This is a genomic window from Variovorax sp. 770b2 (assembly GCF_900115685.1).
Classification (GTDB): Bacteria; Pseudomonadota; Gammaproteobacteria; order Burkholderiales; family Burkholderiaceae_C; genus Variovorax.
Window position 1 is genome coordinate 1930787 of sequence record NZ_FOXJ01000001.1, and the last position, 25342, is coordinate 1956128.

The 25342-nt window shown below is 65.8% G+C and carries 24 protein-coding genes; 6 read left to right on the forward strand and 18 right to left on the reverse strand.

Annotated features, from left to right (window positions below; all coding sequences use genetic code 11):
* Nucleotides 1–24 precede the first annotated feature (24 nt).
* From BM133_RS08780 to BM133_RS08795, 4 genes are all read left to right on the forward strand, one after another.
* Complete coding sequence (locus BM133_RS08780; protein WP_093433055.1) at nt 25–804, forward strand: oxepin-CoA hydrolase, alternative type; 780 nt, start codon at nt 25–27, stop codon at nt 802–804.
* Nucleotides 805–865: 61 nt separating this feature from the next.
* Nucleotides 866–1585 (forward strand): Crp/Fnr family transcriptional regulator, encoded by a 720-nt coding sequence (locus tag BM133_RS08785; RefSeq protein WP_093433057.1) that lies wholly within the window; start codon nt 866–868, stop codon nt 1583–1585.
* A gap of 1 nt (nt 1586) precedes the next feature.
* Nucleotides 1587–2693 carry a phosphotransferase gene (locus tag BM133_RS08790; protein ID WP_093433059.1) on the forward strand — a complete coding sequence of 369 codons (1107 nt, stop codon included), beginning with the start codon at nt 1587–1589 and terminating at the stop codon, nt 2691–2693.
* A gap of 44 nt (nt 2694–2737) precedes the next feature.
* Complete coding sequence (locus BM133_RS08795) at nt 2738–4009, forward strand: acyl-CoA dehydrogenase family protein (protein ID WP_093433061.1); 1272 nt, start codon at nt 2738–2740, stop codon at nt 4007–4009.
* An 83-nt stretch (nt 4010–4092) separates the two neighbouring features.
* Here the strand turns inward: BM133_RS08795 and BM133_RS08800 are convergent, their stop codons facing one another.
* The 5 genes from BM133_RS08800 to BM133_RS08820 all read right to left on the reverse strand — a co-directional run bounded on the left by BM133_RS08800 (nt 4093) and on the right by BM133_RS08820 (nt 9589).
* The gene (locus BM133_RS08800) at nt 4093–4575 is read right to left on the reverse strand and encodes a GNAT family N-acetyltransferase (protein WP_093433063.1); all 483 of its coding nucleotides are present in this window, start codon (nt 4573–4575) and stop codon (nt 4093–4095) included.
* Entirely contained in the window at nt 4572–5909 is a 1338-nt protein-coding gene (gene glmM / locus BM133_RS08805) for a phosphoglucosamine mutase (protein WP_093433065.1), read from the reverse strand. Before glmM ends, BM133_RS08800 begins: the two co-directional genes overlap by 4 nt.
* A complete protein-coding gene (folP, locus tag BM133_RS08810; protein WP_256219099.1) occupies nt 5906–6721 on the reverse strand; it encodes a dihydropteroate synthase in 816 nt (271 codons plus the stop codon). The genes glmM and folP overlap by 4 nt, the downstream gene beginning before the upstream one ends.
* Nucleotides 6722–6836: 115 nt before the next feature.
* Entirely contained in the window at nt 6837–8753 is a 1917-nt protein-coding gene (ftsH, locus tag BM133_RS08815) for an ATP-dependent zinc metalloprotease FtsH (protein ID WP_093433067.1), read from the reverse strand.
* 167 nt (nt 8754–8920) lie between these two features.
* The gene (locus BM133_RS08820) at nt 8921–9589 is read right to left on the reverse strand and encodes an RlmE family RNA methyltransferase (RefSeq protein ID WP_093433069.1); all 669 of its coding nucleotides are present in this window, start codon (nt 9587–9589) and stop codon (nt 8921–8923) included.
* 88 nt (nt 9590–9677) lie between these two features.
* Here BM133_RS08820 and BM133_RS08825 point away from each other — a divergent pair, with 88 nt between their 5' ends.
* Together BM133_RS08825 and BM133_RS08830 are read left to right on the forward strand one after the other, a co-directional pair.
* Nucleotides 9678–10157, forward strand: coding sequence for a YhbY family RNA-binding protein (locus tag BM133_RS08825; RefSeq protein ID WP_093433071.1), 480 nt, complete (start codon nt 9678–9680; stop codon nt 10155–10157).
* Between the two features lie 41 nt (nt 10158–10198).
* On the forward strand, nt 10199–10918 hold the full coding sequence (locus tag BM133_RS08830) for a glycosyltransferase (RefSeq protein ID WP_093433073.1): 720 nt from the start codon (nt 10199–10201) through the stop codon (nt 10916–10918).
* A gap of 37 nt (nt 10919–10955) precedes the next feature.
* Here the strand turns inward: BM133_RS08830 and BM133_RS08835 are convergent, their stop codons facing one another.
* The 13 genes from BM133_RS08835 to bamA form a co-directional block, all read right to left on the reverse strand.
* On the reverse strand, nt 10956–11372 hold the full coding sequence (locus tag BM133_RS08835) for a DUF4149 domain-containing protein (protein WP_093433075.1): 417 nt from the start codon (nt 11370–11372) through the stop codon (nt 10956–10958).
* A gap of 23 nt (nt 11373–11395) precedes the next feature.
* Nucleotides 11396–11872, reverse strand: coding sequence for a transcription elongation factor GreA (gene greA, locus BM133_RS08840; RefSeq protein WP_093433077.1), 477 nt, complete (start codon nt 11870–11872; stop codon nt 11396–11398).
* Nucleotides 11873–11936: 64 nt separating this feature from the next.
* Complete coding sequence (locus tag BM133_RS08845) at nt 11937–12806, reverse strand: Kdo hydroxylase KdoO (protein ID WP_093433078.1); 870 nt, start codon at nt 12804–12806, stop codon at nt 11937–11939.
* 14 nt (nt 12807–12820) lie between these two features.
* Nucleotides 12821–16072, reverse strand: a complete 3252-nt coding sequence (gene carB / locus BM133_RS08850; RefSeq protein WP_093433080.1) for a carbamoyl-phosphate synthase large subunit — start codon at nt 16070–16072, stop codon at nt 12821–12823.
* Nucleotides 16065–17267, reverse strand: a complete 1203-nt coding sequence (carA, locus tag BM133_RS08855) for a glutamine-hydrolyzing carbamoyl-phosphate synthase small subunit (protein WP_093433081.1) — start codon at nt 17265–17267, stop codon at nt 16065–16067. Before carA ends, carB begins: the two co-directional genes overlap by 8 nt.
* Before the next feature lie 139 nt (nt 17268–17406).
* On the reverse strand, nt 17407–18192 hold the full coding sequence (locus tag BM133_RS08860; protein WP_093433083.1) for a TrmH family RNA methyltransferase: 786 nt from the start codon (nt 18190–18192) through the stop codon (nt 17407–17409).
* Between the two features lie 5 nt (nt 18193–18197).
* Nucleotides 18198–18920, reverse strand: coding sequence for a ribonuclease HII (rnhB, locus tag BM133_RS08865; RefSeq protein WP_093433084.1), 723 nt, complete (start codon nt 18918–18920; stop codon nt 18198–18200).
* Nucleotides 18892–20040, reverse strand: a complete 1149-nt coding sequence (gene lpxB, locus BM133_RS08870) for a lipid-A-disaccharide synthase (RefSeq protein ID WP_093435194.1) — start codon at nt 20038–20040, stop codon at nt 18892–18894. Before lpxB ends, rnhB begins: the two co-directional genes overlap by 29 nt.
* Nucleotides 20041–20050: 10 nt before the next feature.
* The gene (lpxA, locus tag BM133_RS08875) at nt 20051–20839 is read right to left on the reverse strand and encodes an acyl-ACP--UDP-N-acetylglucosamine O-acyltransferase (protein WP_093433086.1); all 789 of its coding nucleotides are present in this window, start codon (nt 20837–20839) and stop codon (nt 20051–20053) included.
* Nucleotides 20840–20866: 27 nt separating this feature from the next.
* Nucleotides 20867–21316, reverse strand: coding sequence for a 3-hydroxyacyl-ACP dehydratase FabZ (gene fabZ / locus BM133_RS08880; protein ID WP_013541729.1), 450 nt, complete (start codon nt 21314–21316; stop codon nt 20867–20869).
* 23 nt (nt 21317–21339) lie between these two features.
* A complete protein-coding gene (gene lpxD, locus BM133_RS08885) occupies nt 21340–22317 on the reverse strand; it encodes a UDP-3-O-(3-hydroxymyristoyl)glucosamine N-acyltransferase (RefSeq protein WP_093433087.1) in 978 nt (325 codons plus the stop codon).
* A 14-nt stretch (nt 22318–22331) separates the two neighbouring features.
* Nucleotides 22332–22877 (reverse strand): OmpH/Skp family outer membrane protein, encoded by a 546-nt coding sequence (locus BM133_RS08890; RefSeq protein ID WP_093433089.1) that lies wholly within the window; start codon nt 22875–22877, stop codon nt 22332–22334.
* Nucleotides 22878–25313 carry an outer membrane protein assembly factor BamA gene (gene bamA, locus BM133_RS08895; protein WP_093433090.1) on the reverse strand — a complete coding sequence of 812 codons (2436 nt, stop codon included), beginning with the start codon at nt 25311–25313 and terminating at the stop codon, nt 22878–22880. It lies immediately after the preceding gene.
* Nucleotides 25314–25342 lie beyond the last annotated feature (29 nt).

Below are 25342 nucleotides of genomic sequence, written 5' to 3' on the forward strand. Positions count from 1 at the left end.
ACCGACTGGAAACGCGACACAGCGATGACCGCCGAACTCAAGAGCACGAGCGAAGGCAGCACCATGGTGCTGACGATCGCCAACCCCACCCAGCGCAACGCGCTGGGCCCCGAGATCTACGCCGCGGGCATCGAGGCGCTCAACGGCGCCGAGAGCAGCGCGGAGATCCGCAGCGTCGTCATCGTGGGCGAAGGCGCGTGGTTCTGCGCCGGCGGCTCGCTGCAGCGCCTTCTGGCCAACCGCGAGCTCGACCGCTCGGTGCAGGCCGAGAGCATCGAGGGCCTGCACAACTGGATCGATTCGATCCGCACCTTTCCAAAGCCGATCATCGCGGCCGTCGAAGGCGCCGCGGCCGGCGCGGGCTTCTCGCTCGCCCTGGCCTGCGACTTCGTGGTGGCGGCGCGCGACGCGGTGTTCGCGGCCTCGTACAGCAACGTGGCGCTGTCGCCCGACGGGGGCCTCAGCTGGCACCTGGGGCAGCAGCTGCCGCGGCAGCTGGCCAGCGAATGGCTCATGAACGGCGAGCGCATCGCCGCGCCGCGCCTGCATGCGGCCGGCCTCGTGAACGAGCTCACCGAGAACGGACAGGCGCTCGCGGGTGCCCTGGCGCTGGCGAAGAAGCTCAACGCCCGCGCGCCCAACTCGCTGGCCAGCATCAAGGAACTGCTGAGCGAAGCACGCGGCGCCACGCTGGCCGCGCAGCTGTCGCAGGAGCGCGATCACTTCGTTCGCAACCTGCACCATGCGAACGCGGGCATCGGCATCGCCGCGTTCCTGGAGAAGAAACCGCCGCAGTACGAGTAGCGCCTTCTGGCGTCGCTCCCGTGACACCCCCCAGCTTTTCAGTCGCCGAGAGGACAGACCAATGGACGACCCCATTCTTACCATCGAAGAACGTGAAGCGATCAACAGTGGTCGCTGGTTTTCTTCCCTATCTCCATCGCTACGGCACGACATCCTCCGATGCGCTTTCGTCAAACGCTACAAGGACGGCGACCTGATCGCCGCACGCGGCGATCCACCCGAACACTGGATTGCCTGCGCCAAGGGCGCGGTGCGGGTCAGCTCGACGGCCGTCTCGGGCAAGCAGGTGACGCTGACGTACGTGGAGCCGGGCATCTGGTTCGGCGACGTGGCGATGTTCGACGGGGACCGGCGCACGCACGACGCGTATGCGCATGGGGACAGCACCATTCTTTGCGTGGCGCGGGCCGACTTCCAGAAGATCCTCACCTCGCACGTGGAACTGTACGAAGCGCTGATGCGGCTGCAGGCGCGCCGCATCCGCACGCTGTTCGGGCTGGTGGAAGACCTCAACACCCTGCCCTTGCGCGCACGCCTGGCCAAGCAGCTGATTCACCTGGTGCGCAGCTACGGCGTGCCCAACTTGGACGACGGCAGCCAGATGCGCATCGGCCTGCAACTGGCGCAGGAAGAACTGGCGCAACTGCTGGGCGCGTCGCGCCAGCGGGTCAACCAGGAACTCAAGACCATGGAACGCGAGGGCACCATCCGGATCGAGCCGGGCGGCCTTGTGGTTCTGGATCGCGCTGCACTCATGCGCGTCTCGGAAGCGGATATCTGACATGAGCCAGGACTTCTCCAACTTCGTCGGCACCCGCGCGGTGTCGCAGCAGCACGCCTTCGACATCGAGGTGCTCGCCGCCTGGCTCGAGAAGAACCTCGAGGGCTTCAAGGGGCCGCTGACGGCCGAGATGTTCAAGGGCGGCCAGTCGAACCCGACCTACAAGCTCGTCACGCCCACGCAAAGCTACGTGATGCGCGCCAAGCCCGGGCCGGTTGCCAAGCTGCTGCCCTCGGCCCATGCGGTGGAGCGCGAATTCAAGGTCATGAGCGGCCTGCAGGGCACCGACGTGCCGGTGCCGCGCATGCATTGCCTGTGCGAGGACGAATCCGTCATCGGCCGCGCCTTCTACGTGATGGAGTTCATGCAGGGCCGCGTGCTCTGGGATCAGTCGCTCCCCGGTTTCAGCAACGCCGAGCGCGCGGCCTATTACGACGAGATGAACCGCGTCATCGCTGCGCTGCACACGGTCGACTTCGCCGCCCGAGGCCTGGCCGACTACGGCAAGCCCGGCAACTACTTCGAGCGCCAGATCGGCCGCTGGAGCAAGCAGTACAAGGCCTCGACCGATGGCGCGGGCGAACTGTCGCAGCCGATCGAGGCCATGGAGCGCCTGATCGACTGGCTCCCCGCCCACATGCCGGCAAGCGCGCGCGACGAGAGCAAGGTCTCGATCGTCCATGGCGACTACCGCCTGGACAACGTGATGTTCCATGCCACCGAGCCGCGGATCGTCGCGGTGCTCGACTGGGAGCTCTCCACGCTGGGCCATCCGCTGGCGGACTTCAGCTATCACTGCATGTCCTGGCACATGCCCCCCACCACCGGCCGCGGCATCGGCGGCGTGGATGTCGCGGCGCTGGGCATTCCCACCGAGAGCGAGTACATCCGCCGCTATTGCGAGCGCACGCGCATCAGCACGCCCGAGGCGTTGGCACCCGACTGGAATTTCTATCAGGCCTACAACCTGTTCCGCATGGCTGCAATCCTGCAGGGCATTGCGAAGCGGGTCGAGGCCGGTACTGCATCGAGCGAGCAAGCCGTGGCGTCAGCGCGCGGCGCGAGACCGATGGCCGAGATGGCCTGGCAGTTTGCCCAAAAGGCATAACCAGGCCCTCCCCCTCCGCCCAATCACCCCCACCAGGAGACAGCATGGATTTCGAATATTCGGCCAAGACCAAGGAACTGCAAAAGCGCGTCAGCGACTTCATGGACGCGCACATCTACCCGGCCGAAGCCGAGTATTCCGCCGAGCTGGCCGCCAACACGGCCGCCGGCAAGCGCTGGACCGCGCTGAAGACCGTCGAGAAGGTCAAGGAAAAGGCCAAGGCCCAGGGCCTGTGGAACCTGTTCCTGCCGGTGGACAGCGCCGCCGCCTCGGGCTACGACGGCGCGGGCCTCACCAACCAGGAATACGCGCCGCTGGCCGAAATCATGGGCCACGTGCCATGGGCATCGGAAGCCTTCAACTGCTCCGCGCCGGACACCGGCAACATGGAAACCATCGCCCGCTATGGCTCGGACGCCATCAAGGCGCGCTGGCTCAAGCCGCTGCTCGAAGGCCAGATCCGCTCGGCCTTCGCGATGACCGAGCCCGACGTGGCATCGAGTGACGCCACCAACATCTCGACCCGCATCGAACGCCAGGGCGACGAGTACGTGATCAATGGCCACAAATGGTGGATTTCGGGTGCTGCCGATCCGCGCTGCGCCGTCTTCATCACCATGGGCAAGAGCGATCCGGACGCACCGCGCCACTCGCAGCAGAGCATGGTGATCGTGCCAGCCGATGCCAAGGGCATCCGCATCGTGCGACCGCTCAACGTGATGGGCTACGACGACGCGCCGCACGGCCACGTCGAGATGTATTTCGAGAACGTGCGCGTGCCTGTCGACAACATCCTGCTCGGCGAAGGCCGCGGCTTCGAAATCGCGCAAGGCCGCCTTGGCCCGGGACGCATCCACCACTGCATGCGCCTGATCGGCCTGGCCGAGCGCGCGCTCGAACTGATGTGCAAGCGCGCCTCCTCGCGCGTCGCCTTCGGCAAGACCGTCGCCTCGCAGACCGTGACGCAGGAACGCATCGCCGAAGCGCGCTGCAAGATCGACATGGCGCGCCTCCTCACGCTCAAGGCCGCCTGGCTGATGGACGTGGCCGGCAACAAGGTCGCCAAGAACGAGATCGCGATGATCAAGGTGGTCGCGCCCAGCATGGCTTGCCAGGTCATCGACTGGGCCATGCAGGTCCACGGCGGCGGCGGCATGTGCGACGACTTCCCGCTTGCCTACGCCTATGCCGGCGCGCGCACGCTGCGCTTTGCGGACGGCCCGGACGAAGTGCACCGCAATGCGATCGCGAAGTGGGAGCTGGGCAAGTACGCGCCCAACAAGACCGAAGCCGAGGCGCCCGTCACGCGCTTCTGATTCGTTGTCTTGCTCCTCTCCCCTCGGGGAGAGGGTTGGGGTGAGGGCCGACGGCGATCAATTCGCCTCGGCCCTTTTCTTTTTCAGAGCTTCCTCTGCAGGAAGACCGCTTGGCCGAAGGCCGGGTCGAGTTGGTAGCCGATGAATCCCTCACGCTCGTAGGAGCGCAACGCAGGCGCATTGCCCGAGAGCACTTCGAGCGTGAGCTTGCAGGCGCCCCGCTTGCGCGCCTCTTCTTCGACCCGAGCGAACATCTTCTGCGCGACGCGCTGGCCGCGGTGGCTGGGCAGCACGACCACGTCGTGCACATTGACCAGCGGCTTGCAGGCGAAGGTCGAGAAGCCTTCGATGCAATTGATCAGACCCACGGGCGTGTCGCCATCGAAGGCCAGCACGCTGAAGGCCTGCGGACGCGCCGCCAGTGCAGCAGGCAAGCCTTCGCGCACGGCGGCGTCGAGCGGCGTGCCGCCACCGGCCGGATCGCGCGCGTAGGTGTCGAGCAGGTCGACGACCGCCGCGGCCTGCGCGGCATCGCGGTAATCGGCAATCAAGGTCTCGATGCTCATTGCGCTGGCTCCAGCGTGGCCGCGAGGCGCTTTGCGCACGACTGGGACTGCGCCGCGTCGCGCGCCTCGACCATCACGCGAACCAACGGCTCGGTGCCGCTCGCGCGGATCAGCACGCGGCCGCCGTCGCCCAGCTCGGCCTCGATGCGCTGCGTTTCGCTGGCCAGCGCCTTGTTGTCCTTCCAGTCCTGACCGGGCGAGAGGCGCACGTTGATCAGCGTCTGCGGGAAGAGCGTGACGCCTTCGAGCAGCTGCGCCACCGTCTTGCCGCTGCGCACGCACGCCTGCAGCACCTGCAGTGCGCTCACGATGCCGTCGCCCGTGGTGTGCCGGTCGAGCGCGAGCAGGTGGCCCGAACCCTCGCCGCCCAGGATCCAGCCGCGCTTGTCGAGTTCTTCGAGCACGTAGCGGTCGCCGACCTTGGCGCGCACGAACTCGATGCCCTGCCCGCGCAGCGCGACCTCCACCGCCTTGTTGGTCATGAGCGTGCCGACCACGCCCACCGGCTTCTCGCCGCGTGCGATGCGCTCGGCCACCATCAGGTACAGCAGCTCGTCGCCATTGAAGAGACGCCCGCTGGCATCGACCAGCTGCAGGCGGTCGGCATCGCCGTCGAGCGCGATGCCGTAGTCGGCCTTCTGCGCCGTCACCGCGGCGACCAGCGCCTCGGGATGGGTCGCGCCGAAGCCCTTGTTGATGTTGAGTCCGTCGGGTGCGCAGCCGATGCTGGTCACTTCCGCGCCCAGCTCGTGGAACACGTTGGGCGCCACCTGGTAGGCCGCGCCGTGCGCCGCATCGACCACGAGCTTCATGTCGCGCAGCGTCAGGTCGTTGGCGAAGGTGCTCTTGCAGAACTCGATGTAGCGGCCGGGCGCGTCGTTCAGGCGCCGCGCCTTGCCGATGTCGGCGGAGGCCGCCCACACCGGCGCCTCTTCGAGCGCCGCCTCGACCGCCAGCTCCCAGGCGTCGTCCAGCTTGGTGCCCTGCGCGCTGAAGAACTTGATGCCGTTGTCGGGAAAGGCGTTGTGGCTCGCGCTGATCACCACGCCGAGGCTGGCGCGCTGCGCCCGCGTGAGGTACGCGACGCCGGGCGTGGGCAGCGGGCCGAGCAGCACCACGTCGACACCCGCCGAATTGAAGCCCGACTCGAGCGCCGATTCGAGCATGTAGCCGGAGATGCGGGTGTCCTTGCCGATCAGCACCGTGGGGCGCGCCTGGCTCTTCTTGAGCACGCGGCCCACGGCGTGCGCGAGGCGCAGCACGAAGTCGGGCGTGATGGGCGACTGGCCAACCGTGCCGCGGATGCCGTCGGTGCCGAAGTACTTGCGGGTCATGGGGTTTGCTCTTTTCTTTGTTGTGGTTGTTGTTCTGTCGCCTTCATCGCGCGCCACACGGCCAGGGCCGCCACCGTGTCGCGCACGTCGTGCACGCGCACCACGGCGGCGCCGCGGTCCACGGCCAGCACTGCGGCCGCGACGCTCGGCACGACGCGCTCGCCCGCGGCCTGGATGCCGGTGACTGCGCCGATCGACGACTTGCGCGACCAGCCCAGCAGCAGCGGATAGCCGGCGCCGAGCAGCTCGCGCTGCCGACCCAGCAGCGCGAAATTCTGCGCCACGGTCTTGCCGAAGCCGACGCCCGGGTCCAGCGTGATGCGCGAGGGATCGATCTGCAGAGCGTGCAGGTGTGCCACCTGTTCGGCCCAGAACGCCATCACCTCGGGAATCACGTCGCCCTGCATGGGCACGGCCTGCATGGTCTGGGGATCGCGGTGCATGTGCATCAGGCAGATGCCGCACGACGGATGCGCCGCGACGGCCTCGCGCGCGCCGGGCTGGCGCAGCGCCCAGATGTCGTTGACGATGTCCGCCCCCAGGTCGAGCACGGCGCGCATGACCTCGGGCTTGTAGGTGTCGATGGAGAGCGGCACGTTCAGCTTCACGGCCTCGCGTACCACCGGCAGCACGCGCGCCAGTTCGGCGTCGAGCGGCACGGGGGGGCTGCCCGGGCGGGTGGATTCGCCCCCGATGTCCAGGATGTCGGCGCCCTCCTTGAGCAACTGCTCGCAGTGCTGCAGCGCAGTTCCGGTCGACGCATGTGCGCCGCCATCGGAGAAGGAATCGGGCGTGACGTTGACGATGCCCATCACGCGCGGCTGTGCGAGGTCGATTTTGAAGCGCGAGGTCTGCCAGACCGCGCCATTCGGCGCACCATGAAAAACGGGGCCAGAGGCCCCGTTGTCGCTTGATTTCAAGCCCACCTCAAGCGGCGGTCGGCGCCGGGTCGGTATTGACGGCCGGCGTGCCGCCACTGCCACCGCTGCCCGAAGGAGGGGTGCGCGGCGTCCAGTCCTTGGGCGGACGCGGCGCGCGGCCGGCCATGATGTCGTCGAGCTGCTCGGAGTCGATGGTTTCCCATTCGAGCAGCGCCTTGGCCATCGCGTGCATCTTGTCGCTGTTCGCTTCGATCAGGTTGCGCGCCAGGGCGTATTGCTCATCGATGATGCGGCGCACTTCGCCGTCGACCTTTTCCATGGTCTGCTCGCTCATGTTCGTGGTCTTGGTGACCGAGCGGCCGAGGAACACTTCGCCCTCATTCTCGGCATAGACCATCGGGCCCAGCGCATCGGTCATGCCGTAGCGGGTGACCATGTCGCGGGCGATGGAGGTCGCACGTTCGAAGTCGTTGCTGGCGCCGGTGGTCATCTGGTGCATGAACACTTCCTCGGCGATGCGGCCACCGAACAGCATGCTGATCTGGTTGAGCATGTATTCGCGGTCGTAGCTGTAGCGGTCCTGCGCCGGCAGGCTCATGGTCACGCCGAGGGCGCGGCCGCGCGGAATGATCGTGACCTTGTGGACCGGGTCGCACTTGGGCAGCAGCTTGCCGATGAGGGCGTGGCCGGACTCGTGGTAGGCCGTGTTGCGGCGCTCTTCCTCGGGCATGACCATGCTCTTGCGCTCGGGGCCCATGAAGATCTTGTCCTTGGCCTTCTCGAAGTCCTGCATTTCGACGACGCGCGCATTGCGGCGTGCGGCCATGAGAGCGGCTTCATTGCAGAGGTTGGCCAGGTCGGCGCCGGACATGCCGGGCGTGCCGCGGGCGATGACGCTCGGGTTCACGTCCTGGCCCAGGGGGACCTTGCGCATGTGCACGCCGAGGATCTGTTCGCGGCCGCGGATGTCGGGCAGCGTGACGTACACCTGGCGGTCGAAACGACCGGGGCGCAGCAGCGCAGCATCAAGAATGTCGGGGCGGTTGGTGGCAGCCACGACGATCACGCCGAGGTTGGTTTCGAAGCCGTCCATCTCGACCAGCATCTGGTTCAAGGTTTGCTCGCGCTCGTCGTTGCCGCCGCCGAGACCGGCGCCACGCTGGCGACCCACCGCATCGATTTCGTCGATGAAGATGATGCAGGGGGCGTTCTTCTTGGCGTTTTCGAACATGTCGCGAACACGGGCAGCGCCCACGCCGACGAACATTTCAACGAAATCGGAGCCGGAGATCGAGAAGAAAGGGACCTTGGCTTCGCCGGCAATCGACTTGGCGAGCAAGGTCTTGCCGGTGCCGGGAGGGCCGACCAGCAGCAAACCGCGAGGGATGCGGCCACCCAGTTTCTGGAAGCGTTGTGGGTCCTTGAGGAAGTCGACGACTTCGCGGACTTCTTCCTTGGCCTCGTCGCAGCCTGCGACGTCGGCGAAGGTGACCGTGTTGTTGTTCTCGTCCATCATGCGGGCCTTGCTCTTGCCGAAGCTGAACGCCCCGCCCTTGCCGCCGCCCTGCATCTGTCGCATGAAGTAGATCCAGACGCCGATCAGCAGCAGCATCGGACCCCAGCTCACCAGGAGCGTCATGAGGAGCGAGCCCTCTTCGCGCGGCTTGACGTCGAACTTGACGTTGTGGTCGATCAGGTCGCCCACGAGGCCGCGGTCCAGGACCGTGGCGGTCGTGCGGATCTTGCGGTCGTCGTTGGTGACGGCGACGATTTCTCCGCCGCCGGCACCTTCAGGGATGACGGCGCTCTTGATCTGGTTGCCCCGGACCTGGTCCAGAAACTCGGAGTAGCTGACTGCTCCAGAGCCGACGCCACCGCGGGTGTCGAACTGCTTGAACACAGTGAACAACACCATGGCAATGACGAGCCATACGGCAACTTTGGAAAACCACTGATTGTTCAAACGAAGCTCCAGTCGAAAGCGCGTGACGAGGATATGAAAAAACGCGCTATGGGTACGCAATTGCGCCCCATTTTAGGCTTTTCAAGCTGCGAAAAACGGGCATTTCCCTAAAGCAGCCATAGCCTGACAAGGGTTTGCGCCCCCTGACGCCCCGTGGCGGCAAGGTATCAAGGCGTATCCGCAGCTTTCAATCCCATCCCCACGAGGAAGGTCTCTGCCGATTTATCGCGCGAAGCCTTGGGCTTGACTGGCTTGACGGTGCGGAAGCTGGCCTTGAACAGCTTGACCGATTCGTCGTAGCCGCCTCCATGGAAAAGCTTGGCCACCAGCGCGCCTTCGGGCTTCAGGTGGTGCTGGGCGAAGTCGACCGCAAGCTCGATCAGGTGCGCAATGCGCGCACCGTCGGCCGAATGGATGCCCGAAATGTTGGGTGCCATGTCCGAGACCACCAGGTCGGCCTTGCGGCCTGCCAGCACGCCCAGGACCTGCTCCAGCAATTCCGCCTCGCGGAAGTCCCCCTGGAGAAAAGTGACCCCCTCGATGGGCTCCATGGCCAGCATGTCGAGCGCGATGATGGTGCCGTTCAGCGTGCCGACCGCGGCGCCCTCGGGCGACATGCGCCGCCGCAGGTACTGGCTCCAGGCCCCGGGCGTGGAGCCCAGATCGACCACCAGCTGGCCCGGTTTGACCAGCCCGAGCGACTCGTCGATCTCCTTGAGCTTGTAGGCGGCGCGTGCGCGATACCCCTCTCGCGTGGCCAATTTCACGTACGGATCATTGATGTGATCGTGAAGCCAGGCTTTGTTGACTTTTTTGCTTTTTGCTTTGGTGTTCATTAGGAACCTCCGTGCTCCGCACTGCGGTATTCGCCTTGGGAACGGCCCGGCGGCTCAGGAGGTGCTTTCTACCCTCGATAATACGGGGATGCCCGCCATTCAACTTACCCCTGCCGAGCGCAAAGTGCACCGCGCCGAAGCTCACCACCTGGATCCGATCGTCATGGTCGGTGGAGACGGGCTTACCCCTGCCGTGAAAAAGGAAGCCGACGCGGCGCTCAAGGCCCATGGCCTGATCAAGGTCCGCGTCTTCTCCGATGACCGCCTCGCCCGCGACGCCATGCTGCACGAACTCGCCGACGAGCTTGGCGCCGCCCCGATCCAGCACATCGGCAAGCTGCTGGTGCTCTGGCGGCCGATCCCCGAAAAGGAAAAAGTGGTCGATGAAGACCGCATGCCCGGCCCGCGCGACGTCAAGGTCCTGAAGTACAGCAAGCGCGGCGGCCAGCGCCCCGAGATCAAGACCCTGCGCGTGCTCGGCAACCAGCGCCTCACCCCCGGCGGAACCATCAAGCGCGCCAAGGCCAAGCGGCCGCTGTCGGCCAAGAAGCGCAACCAGTCGGATTGAGCTGGGTGGCAGCGCACGGCGCCCAGCGCCATATCCTCTGCATGAAGTGGGGCACGAAATACGGCCCCGAATACGTCAACCGCCTCTACGCAATGGTGCGCCGCAACTTGAGCGGCGACTTCAAGTTCGTCTGCCTGACGGACGACGGCACCGGCATCCGCCCCGAAGTGACGTGCCTGCCGATCCCGCCGCTGAACCTGCAACTGGCCCCCGGCCAGCGCGACGGCGCCTGGAAGAAGCTCACGACCTTCGAGCAGGACCTGCACGGCCTGCGCGGCACCGCCCTCTTCCTGGACGTCGACGTGGTCGTCGTGGGGAATCTGGACGCCTTCTTCGAGCAGCCCGGCGAATTCCTGATCATTCACGACTACGCCCGTCCCTGGCGGCGCGAGCGGATCACCGGGAATTCATCGGTCTACCGCTTCGAACTCGGTGCCCATGCCGACGTGCTGGCGTACTTCCGCGCCAACATGGACAAGGTGCAGGCCGAACACCGCAACGAGCAGGCCTACCTGTCGGACTTCCTGCACAAGCAGGGCAAGCTGTCCTATTGGCCCGAGGCCTGGTGCCCGAGCTTCAAGTACCACGGCATCCCGACCTGGCCGGCCAATTACTGGGAAGAGCCTTTCGTTCCCGAGGGCGCACGCATCATGATTTTTCATGGCGAGTGCAATCCGCCCGATGCGCTGGCGGGACGGCGCAACCGCGCCTTCCGCTACATCCGGCCTGCGAACTGGGTCGCGAAGTTCTGGAAAGAGTGAGCGGATGGCGGCGAAAGCCGCCATCGCCGCCGCTTTATCAGCGGCCGGGCCGGGCGCCCATGCGCCAGAGCAGCGCCAGGGTGCACACCCATTGCACGACATACATGCCGCTGCCGATGGTGTGCCACAGCTTGAGGTTCTCCCGCGCCAGGATGCGCGGCGCCACGGCGTACTGCTGGAGCAGCGCCAGCAGCAGTGCGCCGAGGACGATGCCGATGGACGTCATCGTGGCCGCGTCCATGCGTTCGTCGGCCTTGCTCCGGAAGTGAATCAGCAGGATCAGGCCGCAGCCGATGGCGACCCAGCTCTGCGCCTCGAACAGCTGGCCGGCGAAATTGCCCGCGACAGCCGGGTTGCCGAGCTTGGCGAACAACATCGGCACCACCAGGAAGCCGATCGTCGTGAGGCTGCCCCACCAGAAGGCGGCAAGCAGCAGGGCCAGGCGGTCTTTCATCGACGGATCAATCGGTTGGGCGATCAAAGGTAGCGAACGGCCACGATCTCGTAGCGCTTCAGGCCACCCGGGGCCTGCACTTCGGCGGTGTCGCCCTCTTCCTTGCCGATCAGCGCGCGGGCGATCGGGCTGGAGATGTTGATGAGGCCCAGCTTCAGGTCGGCCTCGTCCTCTCCCACGATCTGGTACTTGACGGCTTCGCCGGACTCTTCTTCTTCGAGCTCGACCGTCGAGCCGAACACGATCTTGCCGCCGGCATCGAGCTCGGACGGATCGATGATCTGCGCGGCCGAGAGCTTGCCCTCGACCTCCTGGATGCGGCCTTCGATGAAGCCCTGGCGGTCCTTGGCGACTTCGTACTCGGCGTTTTCGCTCAGATCGCCCTGCGCGCGGGCTTCGGAGATCGCGTTGATGACCCAGGGGCGGTCCACGGTCTTCAACTGGTGCAACTCGGCGCGCAGTTTTTCGGCACCGCGCTTGGTGATTGGAATGGTGGCCATGTTTGGTTCTCCATAAAGCGAAACCGCCGAACGATGCCGTTCGGCGGTCGATTGGGGGGACAGATCAGACGAGGTTGCGTCCGGTCAGCCGGCTCAGGATGGCGAGCGGGCTCGAGTCGGGATTGTATTGCTTCGAAGCGGCCAAATGAAGGGTCTGTTCGAGCATGTACTGGCCCGCCATCACGGCGTGCGAGGTCTGGTCGGAAAAGCACACCCACACCGAGCCCGGCGGGAATTCGGCCTTCTCCTGCGGCGAAGTTTCCTGGTACGCCATGTCCGACTTCATGCCGTCGTGCAGTTGCAGCATCAGGTGGTCGTATTCGCTGCGGAACGACTTGGTCACGTGCAGTGCCTGCAGCAGCTTGGCCTGCCAGCGCACATAGGGCTTGGCACGCGGCAGGAAGCGCTTGGCGATGTCCTCGAAAGGCTCGCCCACGCGCCAGACGCGCGGCGCGCCCTCAGGATTGACATTGGTAAACACGCGCAGGATGCGCTCGCCGTAATTGGGACGCGACGGGAACGAATCGACGTGCAATCGACGGTCGTCCGCACGCCACGACTGAACGCGCGTCTCGACCTGCGCCGGCCGATAGCTCGTGGGCGCGAGCCGCAGGGCCGGCGTGTAGTGCGGCAGCAGACCGTGAATCAGCTGCTGCGCCTGCGCGCGAAACCGCCCCACCATCGCCGCCGCAGTGCGCTGCACCGCCTCGTCGCCCACAGCACCCTTGAGCTTGCCGTTGGCATCCAGGCTGATGTTGCGCACGTCGGGCGACAACAGGCTGGGCGTGAGCAGGCTGCGCTCTTCGGGCAGCAACTCGAAGCCCAGGCGCGGAAAGTACAGCACCTTGCCGGCTTCCAGCGCCGCGATCCACGCCTCGTTGGGCGTGGCCGCGTTCCAGTCGCTCAGGTCCAGTTCGACGAGCTGGGTTTGCATGATGGCGCTCAGGCTCAGGCCACCGCCGCCAGTTGCGCGTGCATCTCCTGCACCGAGATCACCCCCAGCTCGTCCATGAAGCCCATGCCCTCGACCGCGGCTTCGGCGCCGAAGATCGTGGTGAAGGTGGTCACGCGGGCGAGCAGCGCCGAGGTGCGGATCTGCCGCGAATCGGTGATGGCGTTGCGGCGCTCTTCCACCGTGTTGATGACCAGCGCAATCTCGTTGTTCTTGATCATGTCCACGATGTGCGGGCGGCCTTCGGTCACCTTGTTCACCGTCGCGCATTCGATGCCCGCGGTGCTGATGGCAGCTGCCGTGCCCTTGGTGGCGATGAGCTCGAAACCCAGCTTCGCCAAGCCGCGCGCCACTTCGACCGCGCGCGCCTTGTCGTTGTTCTTCACCGAGATGAAGACCTTGCCCGACTTCGGCAGGTGCGTGCCTGCGCCTATCTGCGACTTCACGAAGGCTTCGCCGAAGGTCTTGCCCACGCCCATCACTTCGCCGGTCGACTTCATCTCGGGGCCGAGGATCGTGTCCACGCCCGGGAATTTGACGAACGGGAACACGGCCTCCTTCACGCTGAAGTACGGCGGCGTGACTTCCTTGGTCACGCCCTGCGACGCGAGCGACTGGCCGGCCATGCAGCGTGCCGCCACCTTGGCCAGCTGGATGCCGGTGGCCTTGCTCACGTAGGGCACGGTGCGCGAGGCGCGCGGGTTCACTTCGAGCACGTAGATGACGTCCTTGCCATCCTTTTGCTGGATCGCGAACTGCACGTTCATCAGGCCGATCACGTTCAGGGCCTTGGCCATCGCGGCGCTCTGGCGCTTCAGCTCGGCAATGGTTTCCGCGCTCAGGCTGTAGGGCGGCAGCGAGCAGGCGGAGTCGCCCGAGTGCACGCCGGCTTGCTCGATGTGCTCCATCACGCCACCGATCAGCGTGCCGCCTTCGGCATCGCGGATGCAGTCGACATCGCACTCGACGGCGTCGTTCAGGAAGCGGTCGAGCAGCACCGGCGAGTCGTTGCTCACCTTGACCGCTTCGCGCATGTAGCGCTCCAGGTCGCGCTGCTCGTGCACGATTTCCATCGCGCGGCCGCCCAGCACGTAGCTCGGGCGCACCACCAGCGGGTAGCCGAGGGCGGCGGCTTTTTCGAGCGCTTCGGGTTCGGTGCGCGCGGTGGCGTTCGGCGGTTGGCGCAGGCCCAGCTCGTGCAGCAGCTTCTGGAAGCGCTCGCGGTCTTCGGCCGCGTCGATCATGTCGGGCGAGGTGCCGATGATCGGCACGCCATTCGCTTCGAGGTCGAGCGCGAGCTTGAGCGGCGTCTGGCCGCCGTACTGCACGATCACGCCGAGCGGCTTTTCCTTGTCGACGATCTCCAGCACGTCTTCGAGCGTGAGCGGCTCGAAGTACAGGCGGTCCGAGGTGTCGTAGTCGGTGGACACGGTCTCGGGGTTGCAGTTGACCATGATGGTCTCGTAGCCGTCCTCGCGCATCGCGAGCGCGGCGTGCACGCAGCAGTAGTCAAACTCGATGCCCTGGCCGATGCGGTTGGGACCGCCGCCGAGCACCATGATCTTCTTCTTGTCCGTCGGGTCGGCTTCGCACTCGTCTTCATAGGTCGAGTACATGTAGGCCGTGTTGGTCGCGAACTCGGCCGCGCAGGTGTCCACGCGCTTGTAAACCGGACGCACGCCCAGGGCACGGCGCTTCTCGCGAATGGCCGTGTCGGTGGTCTTCAGCTGCTTGGCCAGGCGCCGGTCGGAGAAGCCCTTTTTCTTCAGCGCGAGCAGCGTGTCCTTGTCGATGTCGTCCAGCGACTTGGTTTCCAGTTCGAGCTCGATCTTCACGATCTCCTCGATCTGCACCAGGAACCACGGGTCGATCTTGGTCAGCGCGAACACTTCGTCCACGCTCAGGCCCATGGCGAAGGCATCGCCCACGTACCAGATGCGCTCGGGACCGGGCTCGCCCAGTTCCTTTTCGAGCACTTCGCGGTCCTGCGTCTTCTCGTTCAGGCCGTCCACGCCCACTTCGAGACCGCGCAGGGCCTTCTGGAACGATTCCTGGAAGGTGCGGCCCATGGCCATGACCTCGCCCACCGACTTCATCTGCGTGGTCAGGCGCGAATCGGCCTGCGGGAATTTCTCGAACGCGAAACGCGGGATCTTGGTGACCACGTAGTCGATCGACGGCTCGAACGACGCGGGCGTGGCGCCGCCGGTGATTTCGTTGCGCAGCTCGTCGAGCGTGTAGCCCACGGCCAGCTTGGCCGCGACCTTGGCGATCGGGAAGCCCGTGGCCTTGGAGGCCAGCGCCGACGAACGCGACACGCGCGGGTTCATCTCGATGACGACCATGCGGCCGTCCTTCGGGTTGATGGAGAACTGCACGTTCGAGCCACCGGTGTCCACGCCGATCTCGCGCAGCACGGCCAGCGAGGCGTTGCGCAGGATCTGGTATTCCTTGTCGCTCAGCGTCTGCGCCGGGGCCACGGTGATCGAGTCGCCGGTGTGCACGCCCATCGGGTCGAGGTTTTCGATCGAGCAGACGATGATGCAGTTGTCGGCCTTGTCGCGCACGACTTCCATCTCGTACTCTTTCCAGCCGAGCAGCGATTCTTCGATCAGCAGCTCGTTGGTGGGCGAGGCTTCGATGCCGCGCTTGCAGATGGTCTCGAATTCGTCCGGGTTGTAGGCGATGCCGCCGCCGGTGCCGCCGAGCGTGAAGCTGGGGCGGATCACGGTCGGGAAGCCGAGCGTCTTCTGCACGGCCCAGGCTTCGTCCATCGTGTGCGCGATGCCCGAGCGGGCCGAACCGAGACCGATCTTGGTCATCGCGTCCTTGAACTTCAGGCGGTCCTCGGCCTTGTCGATGGCTTCGGGCGTGGCACCGATCAGTTCGACCGGCTTGCCGGTGGCCGCGCCCGTGTACTTGTCGAGCACGCCGTTGCGCCAGAGGTCCAGCGCGCAGTTCAGGGCGGTCTGGCCGCCCATGGTCGGCAGGATCGCGTCGGGGCGTTCCTTGGCGATGATCTTCTCGACCGTCTGCCAGGTGATGGGCTCGATGTAGGTGACGTCGGCCGTGGCCGGGTCGGTCATGATCGTCGCGGGGTTGCTGTTGATCAGGATGACCTTGTAGCCCTCTTCGCGCAGCGCCTTGCAGGCCTGCACGCCGGAGTAGTCGAACTCGCAGGCCTGGCCGATGATGATCGGGCCGGCGCCGATGATGAGGATCGATTTGAGGTCTGTGCGCTTAGGCATTCTTGCTCTCCGTCTTTTCCGTCTTTTCTGTCTTGTTCTTTTCCATGAGTGCCGTGAAGCGATCGAACAAATAGCCGATGTCGTGCGGGCCGGGCGAGGCTTCCGGGTGGCCCTGGAAGCAGAACGCGGGCTTGTCGGTGCGCGCCAGCCCCTGCAGCGTGTTGTCGAACAGGCTGATGTGCGTGGGACGCAGGTTGGCCGGCAGCGACTTCTCATCGACCGCGAAGCCGTGGTTCTGGCTGGTGATGCTCACGCGGCCGTTGTCCAGGTCCTTCACCGGGTGGTTCGCGCCGTGGTGGCCGAACTTCATCTTGAAGGTCTTGGCGCCGGAAGCCAGCGCCATGATCTGGTGGCCCAGGCAGATACCGAAGGTGGGAATGCCGGTTTCGATCAGCTCCTTGACGGCGCTGATCGCGTAGTCGCAAGGCTCCGGGTCGCCGGGGCCGTTGGCCAGGAAGATGCCGTCGGGTTTCAACTTGAGCACATCGGCCGCGGGCGTCTGGGCCGGCACCACGGTGATGCGCGCGCCGCGCTGGGCGATCATGCGCAGGATGTTCTTCTTGACGCCGTAGTCGAAGGCGACGACGTGGAACTTCGGCGTGATCTGCACGCCGTAGCCCGCGCCCAGCTTCCACTCGGTCTCGGTCCACTCGTAGGTCTCGGTGACGGACACCACCTTGGCGAGGTCCAGGCCGGCCATGCTCGGCGCGCCTTTGGCGGCGGCGATGGCCTTGTCGATCAGCGCCTGCGTCACGGCTTCGCCTGCGGCCAGGCCCAGGATGCAGCCGTTCTGCGCGCCGTGGGTGCGCAGGTGCCGCGTGAGCTTGCGGGTGTCGATGTTCGCGATGGCCACCGTCTGGCCGGCCACGAGGTATTCGCTCAGCGTGGCGGTCTGGCGGAAGTTGGAGGCGACGAGGGGCAGGTCCTTGATGATCAGGCCCGCGGCATGGATCTTGTCGGCTTCGATGTCTTCCCCGTTGACGCCGTAGTTGCCGATGTGCGGATACGTCAAGGTGACGATCTGCTGGCAGTAGCTCGGGTCGGTGAGGATTTCCTGGTAACCGGTCATGGCGGTGTTGAACACCACTTCACCGGTCGTGGAGCCGGCGGCTCCGATCGAATTGCCTTGAAAGACCGTGCCGTCTGCGAGCGCCAGGATGGCGGGCGGGAAATTTCCCTTGAGAGACAAAAGCACTGGGTTCTCCGGATGGTTACGGTCGCCCGGAGCCCCAGGCGCGTTGCCTGCGGACTGCTGCTTCAGGGGATTTTGGCGTTAAAGGCGGCCGGGCGACGCTATTGCGAGTAAGCCCCCGATTGTAGCCCGGACTGGAGGCCTATTCGGCCTGGAAGGCCGCTCCGCTCGCATGCAGGCAGATGGCGGCGGCGGCGGCCACATTCAGCGACTCCTCGCCGCCGGGCTGCGCGATGCGGATGTGATGGGTCGCCCGAGCCTCCAGTGCAGGGGAAACGCCCTGCCCCTCGTGCCCCATCAACCAGGCGCAGGGGTGCGGCAGGCGGGCCTTGTGCAGCCACTCGCCGCGGTGCGAACTGGTCGCCACCAGCGGGATCTTCAACGCATCGAGCGCATCGGCTTCTACACCTTCGATCAACCGCAGGCCGAAATGGGCGCCCATGCCGGCGCGCAGCACCTTCGGCGCCCACAGCGCGGCGGTGCCCTTGAGGGCGATCACCTGGGTGAAGCCGAAAGCAGCCGCGCTGCGCAGGATGGAGCCGGCATTGCCGGCATCCTGCAGGCGGTCGAGCACCACGCTGGGGGTATCGGGGATCAAGTCCGGCCGCGCCGGCTGGTCGAGCACGAAGCCCATCGGCGCCGGCGACTCCAGCCCGCTGACGCCGCGCAGCAGATCGTCGGCGACAACTACGGTTTTCATAGCACTCGCCCCCCATTCCGCGGGGGCAGTCGGCCAGAAGGATTCGGAAAACACCGCAATCGCCGGCTTGACGCCGCGTGCCAGCGCCGCGCGGCACAGATGATCGCCTTCAAGCCAGATACGCCCCAGCTTGCGGTAGGCACCCGGGTCCTGGGCGAGCTTGCGCAGGTCCTTGAGCAGCGGGTTGTCGCGCGAACTGATGAGGCTCGCGCCGGGGTCGGTGGTCATCGGGTTCAGGGCGCAGCGCGCAAGTCGAGGTGCACGGTCTCGACCGTGGCAGCCAGCACCTCGGGCGAAGCCGACAGGGTCTGGATGACCAGCATTTCGCCCGCTGCCGTCCGAGCCAGCGCGGCGGCAACCGGGCTGAACGACCTGCGGTGGTGCACGCAGGCGCCGTGTCGCTGCAGCGCCTCCAGGTGTTCCGGCGTGCCGTAGCCCTTGTGTCCGGCAAAACCGTAGTTCGGAAACTCCACATGCAGCTGCTCGCACAGCCGGTCGCGGTGGACCTTGGCCAGGATCGACGCAGCGGATATCGCCTTGACCAGCGCATCGCCCTTGACCACGGCTTCGGCCAGCACGTCGAGCGTCGGCAGGCGGTTGCCGTCGACCAGCACCTTGGCCGGCTTCAGGCGCAAGCCTTCGACCGCGCGGCGCATGGCAAGCATCGTGGCCTGCAGGATGTTGTGCGTGTCGATTTCCTCCACGCTCGCCTGGGCGATGGAGCAGCAAAGGGCCTTGGCCAGGATCTGGTCGTGCAGGCGCTCGCGCTGCAAGGGCGTGAGGGTCTTGGAATCGGCCAGGCCGCGGATCGGCCGGGTGTCGTCCAGGATCACCGCCGCGGCCACCACAGGGCCCGCCAGCGGGCCGCGGCCGGCCTCGTCCACGCCTGCGAGCAGGCCGGGCGCGTCCCATACCAGACGGGCCTGCTCAGCCTTCAAGAACTTTCTGGATCGCATCGGCGCAAAGTGTCGGCGTATCGCGCTGCAATTGCACGTGCAGCTCGGAAAATCTTTGTTGCAGGGCCCGCGTCTTTTCGGGCGCGTCGAGCCAGGCCAGCGTGGCCCCGGCCAGCGCCTCGGGCGTGGCGGCTTCCTGCAGCAACTCGGGCACCACGAACTCGCGGCAGAGGATGTTGGGCAGGCCGACCCACGGCTGCAACTGCTTGCGCTGCATCAGGCGCCACGAGAGCCCGTTCATGTTGTAAGCGATGACCATCGGCCGCTTGAAGAGCGCCGCCTCGAGGGTGGCGGTGCCACTCGCGATCAGCGTGGCGTCGCAGGCGGCCAGGGCCGCATGCGACTGGCCGTCCAGCAGCTTCACCCGGCCTGCCATGCCGCTGGCCTGGACCAAGGCGTCGACCTCGGCGCGCAGGCTGGGAATGATGGGCGCCACGAACTGGAGTTCGGGCCGCGTCTTCTGCATCAGCGCAGCGGCTGCGAAGAATCGGGCGGCCAGGTAGCGGATCTCGGAGCGGCGGCTGCCCGGCAGCAAGGCGACGACCTGCGCATCGGGCGCCAGGCCCAGCGCGGTGCGCGCCGCGGCGCGGTCCGGCGTCATCGGGATCACGTTGGCCACAGGATGGCCTACGTAGCTCGCGGCGACTCCCTGCTTTTCCAGCAACTCGGGCTCGAAGGGGAAGATGCACAGCACATGGTCGGCCGCCGCCCGGATCTTCTCGATGCGCTCCGGCCGCCATGCCCAGATCGAGGGGCAGACGAAATGCACGGTCTTGATGCCTCGGCTGCGCAGGCCGGCTTCGAGGTCCAGGTTGAAATCGGGCGCATCGACGCCGATGAAGAGCTCCGGACGCTCCTGCAGCAGCCGGGCCTTGAGTTGGCGGCGGATGCCTGCAATTTCGGCATAGTGCCGCAGCACCTCGATATAGCCGCGCACTGCGAGCTTTTCCTGCGGCCACCAGCTTTCGAAGCCGTGCGCGAGCATCCGGGGTCCGCCGATGCCGGCGGTCTGGAGCCCGGGCCAGCGGGCCTGGAGGCCGTCGAGCAGCAAGCCTGCGAGCAGGTCGCCGGACGCTTCGCCCGCGACCAGCGCGAAGCGTCGCTGTTCGACTGACTGCATCGCCGTCACGTCAGCGCGCGATGCCGCGCGTGGAACCGGCGAGGAAGGATTCCATCAAGGTGATGTCACCTGCCGCCTCGGGCATCTCGGCAGTCAGCGCCGCGATGCCTGCGCGCGCCTCTTCGAGCGTCTTGCCCTGGCGATACAACAGCTTGTGCATCTGCTTGACCGCCGCCAGCCGCTGCGCCGAGAAATCGCGCCGGCGCAGGCCCACGACATTGAAGCCGCGAACCGCCAGCGGATTGCCGTCGACCAGCATGAAGGGCGGCACGTCCTGCGAGACCGCGCTCGCGAAGCCGACCATGGCGTGGGCGCCGACCGAGACGAACTGGTGGATGCCGGTGAGCCCGCCGACCGTGACCCAGTCGGCCAGGTGCACATGGCCCGCCAGCGTCGTGTTGTTGGCCAGCGTGGTGTGGTTGTCGACATGGCAGTCGTGCGCGATGTGCGTGTACGCCATGATCCAGTTGTCGCTGCCCACGCGGGTCACGCCCCCTGCCCCCGGCACGCCGAGGTTGAAGGTGCAGAACTCGCGAATGACATTGCGGTCGCCGATGACGAGCTCGGTCGGCTCGCCCGCGTATTTCTTGTCCTGCGGTACCGCGCCGAGCGAGGAGAACTGAAAAATCCTGTTGTCGCGCCCGATGGTCGTGCGCCCCTCGATCACGCAGTGCGCGCCGATGGTGGTGCCCGCCCCGACGCGCACGTGCGGGCCGATAACGGTGTAGGGGCCGACCGACACCGAGGCGTCCAGTTGTGCCTGGGGGTCGACGAGCGCTGTCGAATGAACCTGGGTCATGCCTTGCAAGTGACTGCGGCCTGGTGATCAGCTGATCTGGCGCATCGCGCACATCAGCGTGGCTTCGCAGGCCAGTTCGCTGCCCACCAGCGCGCGGCCCTTGAACTTCGAGATGCCGGCCTTCATGCGTTCGATCTCGACCTCGAGGGTGAGCTGGTCGCCGGGTTCCACGGGGCGCTTGAAGCGCGCGCCGTCGATGGCGGCGAAGTAGTAGACGGTGTTGTCGTCCGGCACGATGTCCAGCGAGTGGAACGACAGCAGGGCCGCGGCCTGCGCCATGGCTTCGAGCATCAGCACGCCCGGCATCACCGGACGGTGCGGGAAGTGACCGTTGAAGAACGGCTCGTTCATCGTCACGTTCTTGAGCGCCGTGATGCGCTTGCCCTTTTCCATGTCCAGCACGCGGTCCACCAGCAGGAACGGGTAGCGGTGGGGAAGCAGCTTGAGGATTTGATGGATATCGAGCGTCGTCGTCATGATTTTCTGTTCCTGCATCGTCGTCATTTTTTCGGGGGAGCCTTCTCCAGCGCCTTCAGTCGTTCGCGCAGGCTGTGCAACTGCTTGAGCGTTGCCGCATTCTTTTCCCAGCTCGCATTGTCATCGATGGGAAACATGCCGGTGTACTGGCCGGCCTTGTGAATCGATCGGGTCACGGTGGTCGCGGCGGACACGTGCACGCCGTCGGCCACCGTCAAATGGCCCAGCACGATGGCCCCGCCGCCGAAGGTGCAGTTCGCACCGATGGTGGCGCTACCGGCCACGCCGACGCAGCCCGCCATGGCCGTGTTCTTGCCGATGCGCACGTTGTGGCCGATCTGGATCAGGTTGTCGAGCTTCACGCCGTCTTCGATCACGGTGTCGTCCAGCGCGCCGCGGTCGATGCAGGTGTTGGCACCGATTTCCACGTCGTTGCCGATGCGCACCGCGCCCAGCTGCTCGATCTTGACCCAGGCGCCCTGGTGCAGCGCAAGGCCGAAGCCGTCGGCGCCGATCACCACACCCGGGTGCAGCAGGCAGCGCTCGCCGATCGTGCAGTCTTCGCTGACCGTCACGCGCGACTTCAGCACCGTGCCCGCGCCGATGCGCGCGCCCCGCTCCACCACGCAGAGCGCGCCGATGCGCGCCGTGGCGTCGACATGGGCTTGCGGATGGATCACGGCGGACGGATGGATGAGATCGGCCTCCGGGCGCGCGTGATGCGCCTTCCAGAGCTGTGTCAGGCGCGCAAAGTAGAGATAAGGATCAGGCGTGACGATGAACGCGCCCCGCGCAGCAGCCGCCTCCTGCATGGCAGGCGACACGATCACACAGGCAGCCTTGGAGGCCGCAAGTTCCTGCTGATACTTGGGATGGCTCAGGAAACTGAGCGCATCGGGCTGTGCATTCTGGAGCGGCGAGAGCCGCTCGATGGACAGCATGGCATCTCCATGAAGCTCGCCCCCCAGGGCGTCGACAATGGCTCCGAGCTGCAGCGACACGCCGGTTCGCGGCGTTACTTGCCGGCCGCGGGCGCTGGGGAGCCGACCGACGCGTTCAGCGCCTTGATCACCTTGTCGGTGATGTCGTGCTTCGGATTGATGTAGATCGCTTCCTGCAGGATGGCGTCGTACTTTTCAGCTTCCGCCACCTGTTTCACGACGCGATTGGCGCGCTCGTAGACCTGCTGGAGCTCTTCGTTCTTGCGCGCATTCAGGTCTTCCTGAAATTCGCGGCGGCGGCGCTGGAACTCGCGGTCCTGGTCGATCAGCGCCTTCTGGCGCGTCGCGCGCTGGCTTTCGGAGATGGTCGGCGCTTCGCGCTCGAACCGTTCCGAGGCCGTCTTCAATGCGTCGCCTTGCGCGGTCAGGTCCTTCTCGCGCTTGAGGAACTCGGCTTCCAGCTTCGCCTGGGCCGCCTTGGCCGGCTGCGCTTCACGCAGCACGCGGTCCGGATTCACGAAGCCGATGCGAAAGGTTTCCTGCGCCTGTGCAGGCGCAGCCACGATCGCGAAAGCGGGAATCAACAGCGCGCCAGCCGCGGCGCGGATCAAATGCTTCATTTAGAAAGACGTTCCGATCTGGAATTGCAAGCGCTGGATTCTATCCTTCGGGATCACGACGAAGCCGGTGGTTGGGTCGAGCACTTCCTTTTGGGACTTGACGGGGAAAGCGTACGCCAGGCGCAGCGGGCCCAGCGGCGAGATCCAGCTGATGCCCAGACCCACCGAGGCACGCAACTTCTTCTGCGCCTTGTATTGCTCGTCGGTCAGGCCGGCAGCGCGGGAGCCGAACACATTGCCGACGTCGAAGAAGCCGTACAGACGCAGGGTGCGGTCGTTGCCGGCACCCGGGAACGGCGTGCTGAGTTCGGCGTTGAAGATTGCCTTTTTGGTACCGCCCAGCGCCGCGCCTTCGGTCTGGCCGAAAAGCGGCACATCGCGCGGACCCAGCGAGTTCTGTTCGAAGCCGCGGATCGAGCCCAGGCCACCAGCGTAGAAATTCTTGAAGATCGGGTAGACCTTGCCGCCGAGGGCCTTGGCGTAGCCGACCTCGCCGTTGATGGCGAAGGTGTATTGCTTGTTGATCGCGAAGAACTGCTGGTACTGGTAGTTCGTCTTGACGTACTTCATGTCGCCCGCGGCGCCGAGCTCCAGGTTGGCGCGCTGCAGGCGCCCCGTCGTTGGAATCAGCGCGCTGTCGCGGCTGTCGCGGCCCCAGCCGATGGTCAGCGGCACGCCCCAGACGCTCTTCTGGTCGCAGCCGGTCACGAACAGACCCGTCGCATCCCTTTCGCACTGGAAATAGCGCAGGTAGGAATTCGGCGTGTACAGGCCCGAGAAGGACGTCGTGCTGTTCGGGTCGAATGCGTAGCGCTCGAGACCGACGCCAAAGAAGATGGTGTCGACTTCGCTGAACGGCACGCCGAAGCGGATGGATGCGCCCTGGTTGACCAGCTTGTAGTCACCGTCGAGGGTCGTCGAGTACGGACGCGTCGTCGTGTGATACACGCTGATGGTGCGCGAGATGCCGTCCTTCGTGAAGTACGGATCGGTGGTGGTCACCGACAGCGTGCGGTTGTACTTGCTGGTGTTGACCGACACGCCCAGGAAGTTGCCCGAACCGAACACGTTTTCCTGCGAGATGCCGAAGGTCAGCGCGACCTTTTCCGCGCTCGAGTAACCGGCGCCCAATTGCAGGCTGCCGGTGGGCTTTTCGGCCACGTTGACCGTTAGGTCCACCTGGTCGGGCGAGCCGGGCACTTCCTGGGTCTCGACGTTCACTTCGGTGAAGAAGCCCAGGCGGTCCACGCGGTCGCGCGAGAGCTTGATCTTGTCGCCGTCGTACCAGGAGGCTTCGAACTGGCGGAACTCGCGGCGAATCACTTCGTCGCGGGTCTTGTTGTTGCCACCGACGGACACGCGGCGCACGTACACGCGGCGCGAAGGCTCGGCCTGCAGCGTGAGCGTGACGCGGTTGTTGACGCGGTCGATGTCGGGAACGGCCTGCACACGGGCGAAGGCGTAGCCGAAGGTGCCGAAATAGTCGCTGAACGCCTTGGTGGTTTCGGTGACCAGCTCGCCGTTGTAGGGCTCGCCGGGCTTGATGGTGATCAGCGACTTGAATTCGTCGTCGCGCCCGAGGTAGTTGCCATTGAGCTTGACGCCCGCCACCACGAACTTTTCGCCTTCGGTGATGTTGACCGTGACCGACAGGTCCTTGCGGTCCGGCGAGATGGCGACCTGGGTCGAATCGATGCGGAACTCGAGGTAGCCACGCGTGATGTAGTACGAGCGCAGCGTTTCGAGGTCGGCGTTGAGCTTGGCGCGCGAGTACTGGTTGGACTTGGTGTACCAGCTCATGAAGCCGCCGCTGTCCTGGTCGAAAAGGCTCAGCAACGTGGATTCGCTGAAGGCCTTGCCGCCGACGATATGGACTTCGCGGATGCGTGCGGAATCGCCTTCGGTGACGGTGAACGTCAGGTTGACGCGGTTGCGTTCGATGGGCGTGACGGTCGTCACGACCTGCGCGTTGTACAGGCTGCGGCTCACGTACTGGCGCTTGAGTTCCTGCTCCGCACGATCGGCCAGCGCCTTGTCGTAGGGACGGCCATCGGTCAGTCCGACTTCGCGCAGCGCCTTCTGCAGCGCTGCCTTGTCGAATTCCTTGGTGCCGACGAAATCGACGTCTGCAATGGTCGGGCGCTCTTCGACGATCACCACCAGCACATTGCCGTTCACGTCGATGCGGACATCCTTGAACAACCCCAGGTCGAACAGCGCGCGAATGGCGGCCGAGCCGCGTTCGTCGCTGTAGGTATCGCCCACGCGCACTGGCAGCGACGCGAAGATCGTGCCGGCCTCCACGCGTTGCAGGCCTTCGACGCGAATGTCGCGCACCGTGAAAGGCTCGACGGCCCAGGCTGCCGTGGCTGCAAGTGCGCTGGCGACCACCGCGACAACGCTACGCAGGCGAAAGCGATTGGAGTTTTTGTTCATCTGAGAATTGAGCCGGCACGGAAAGGGCC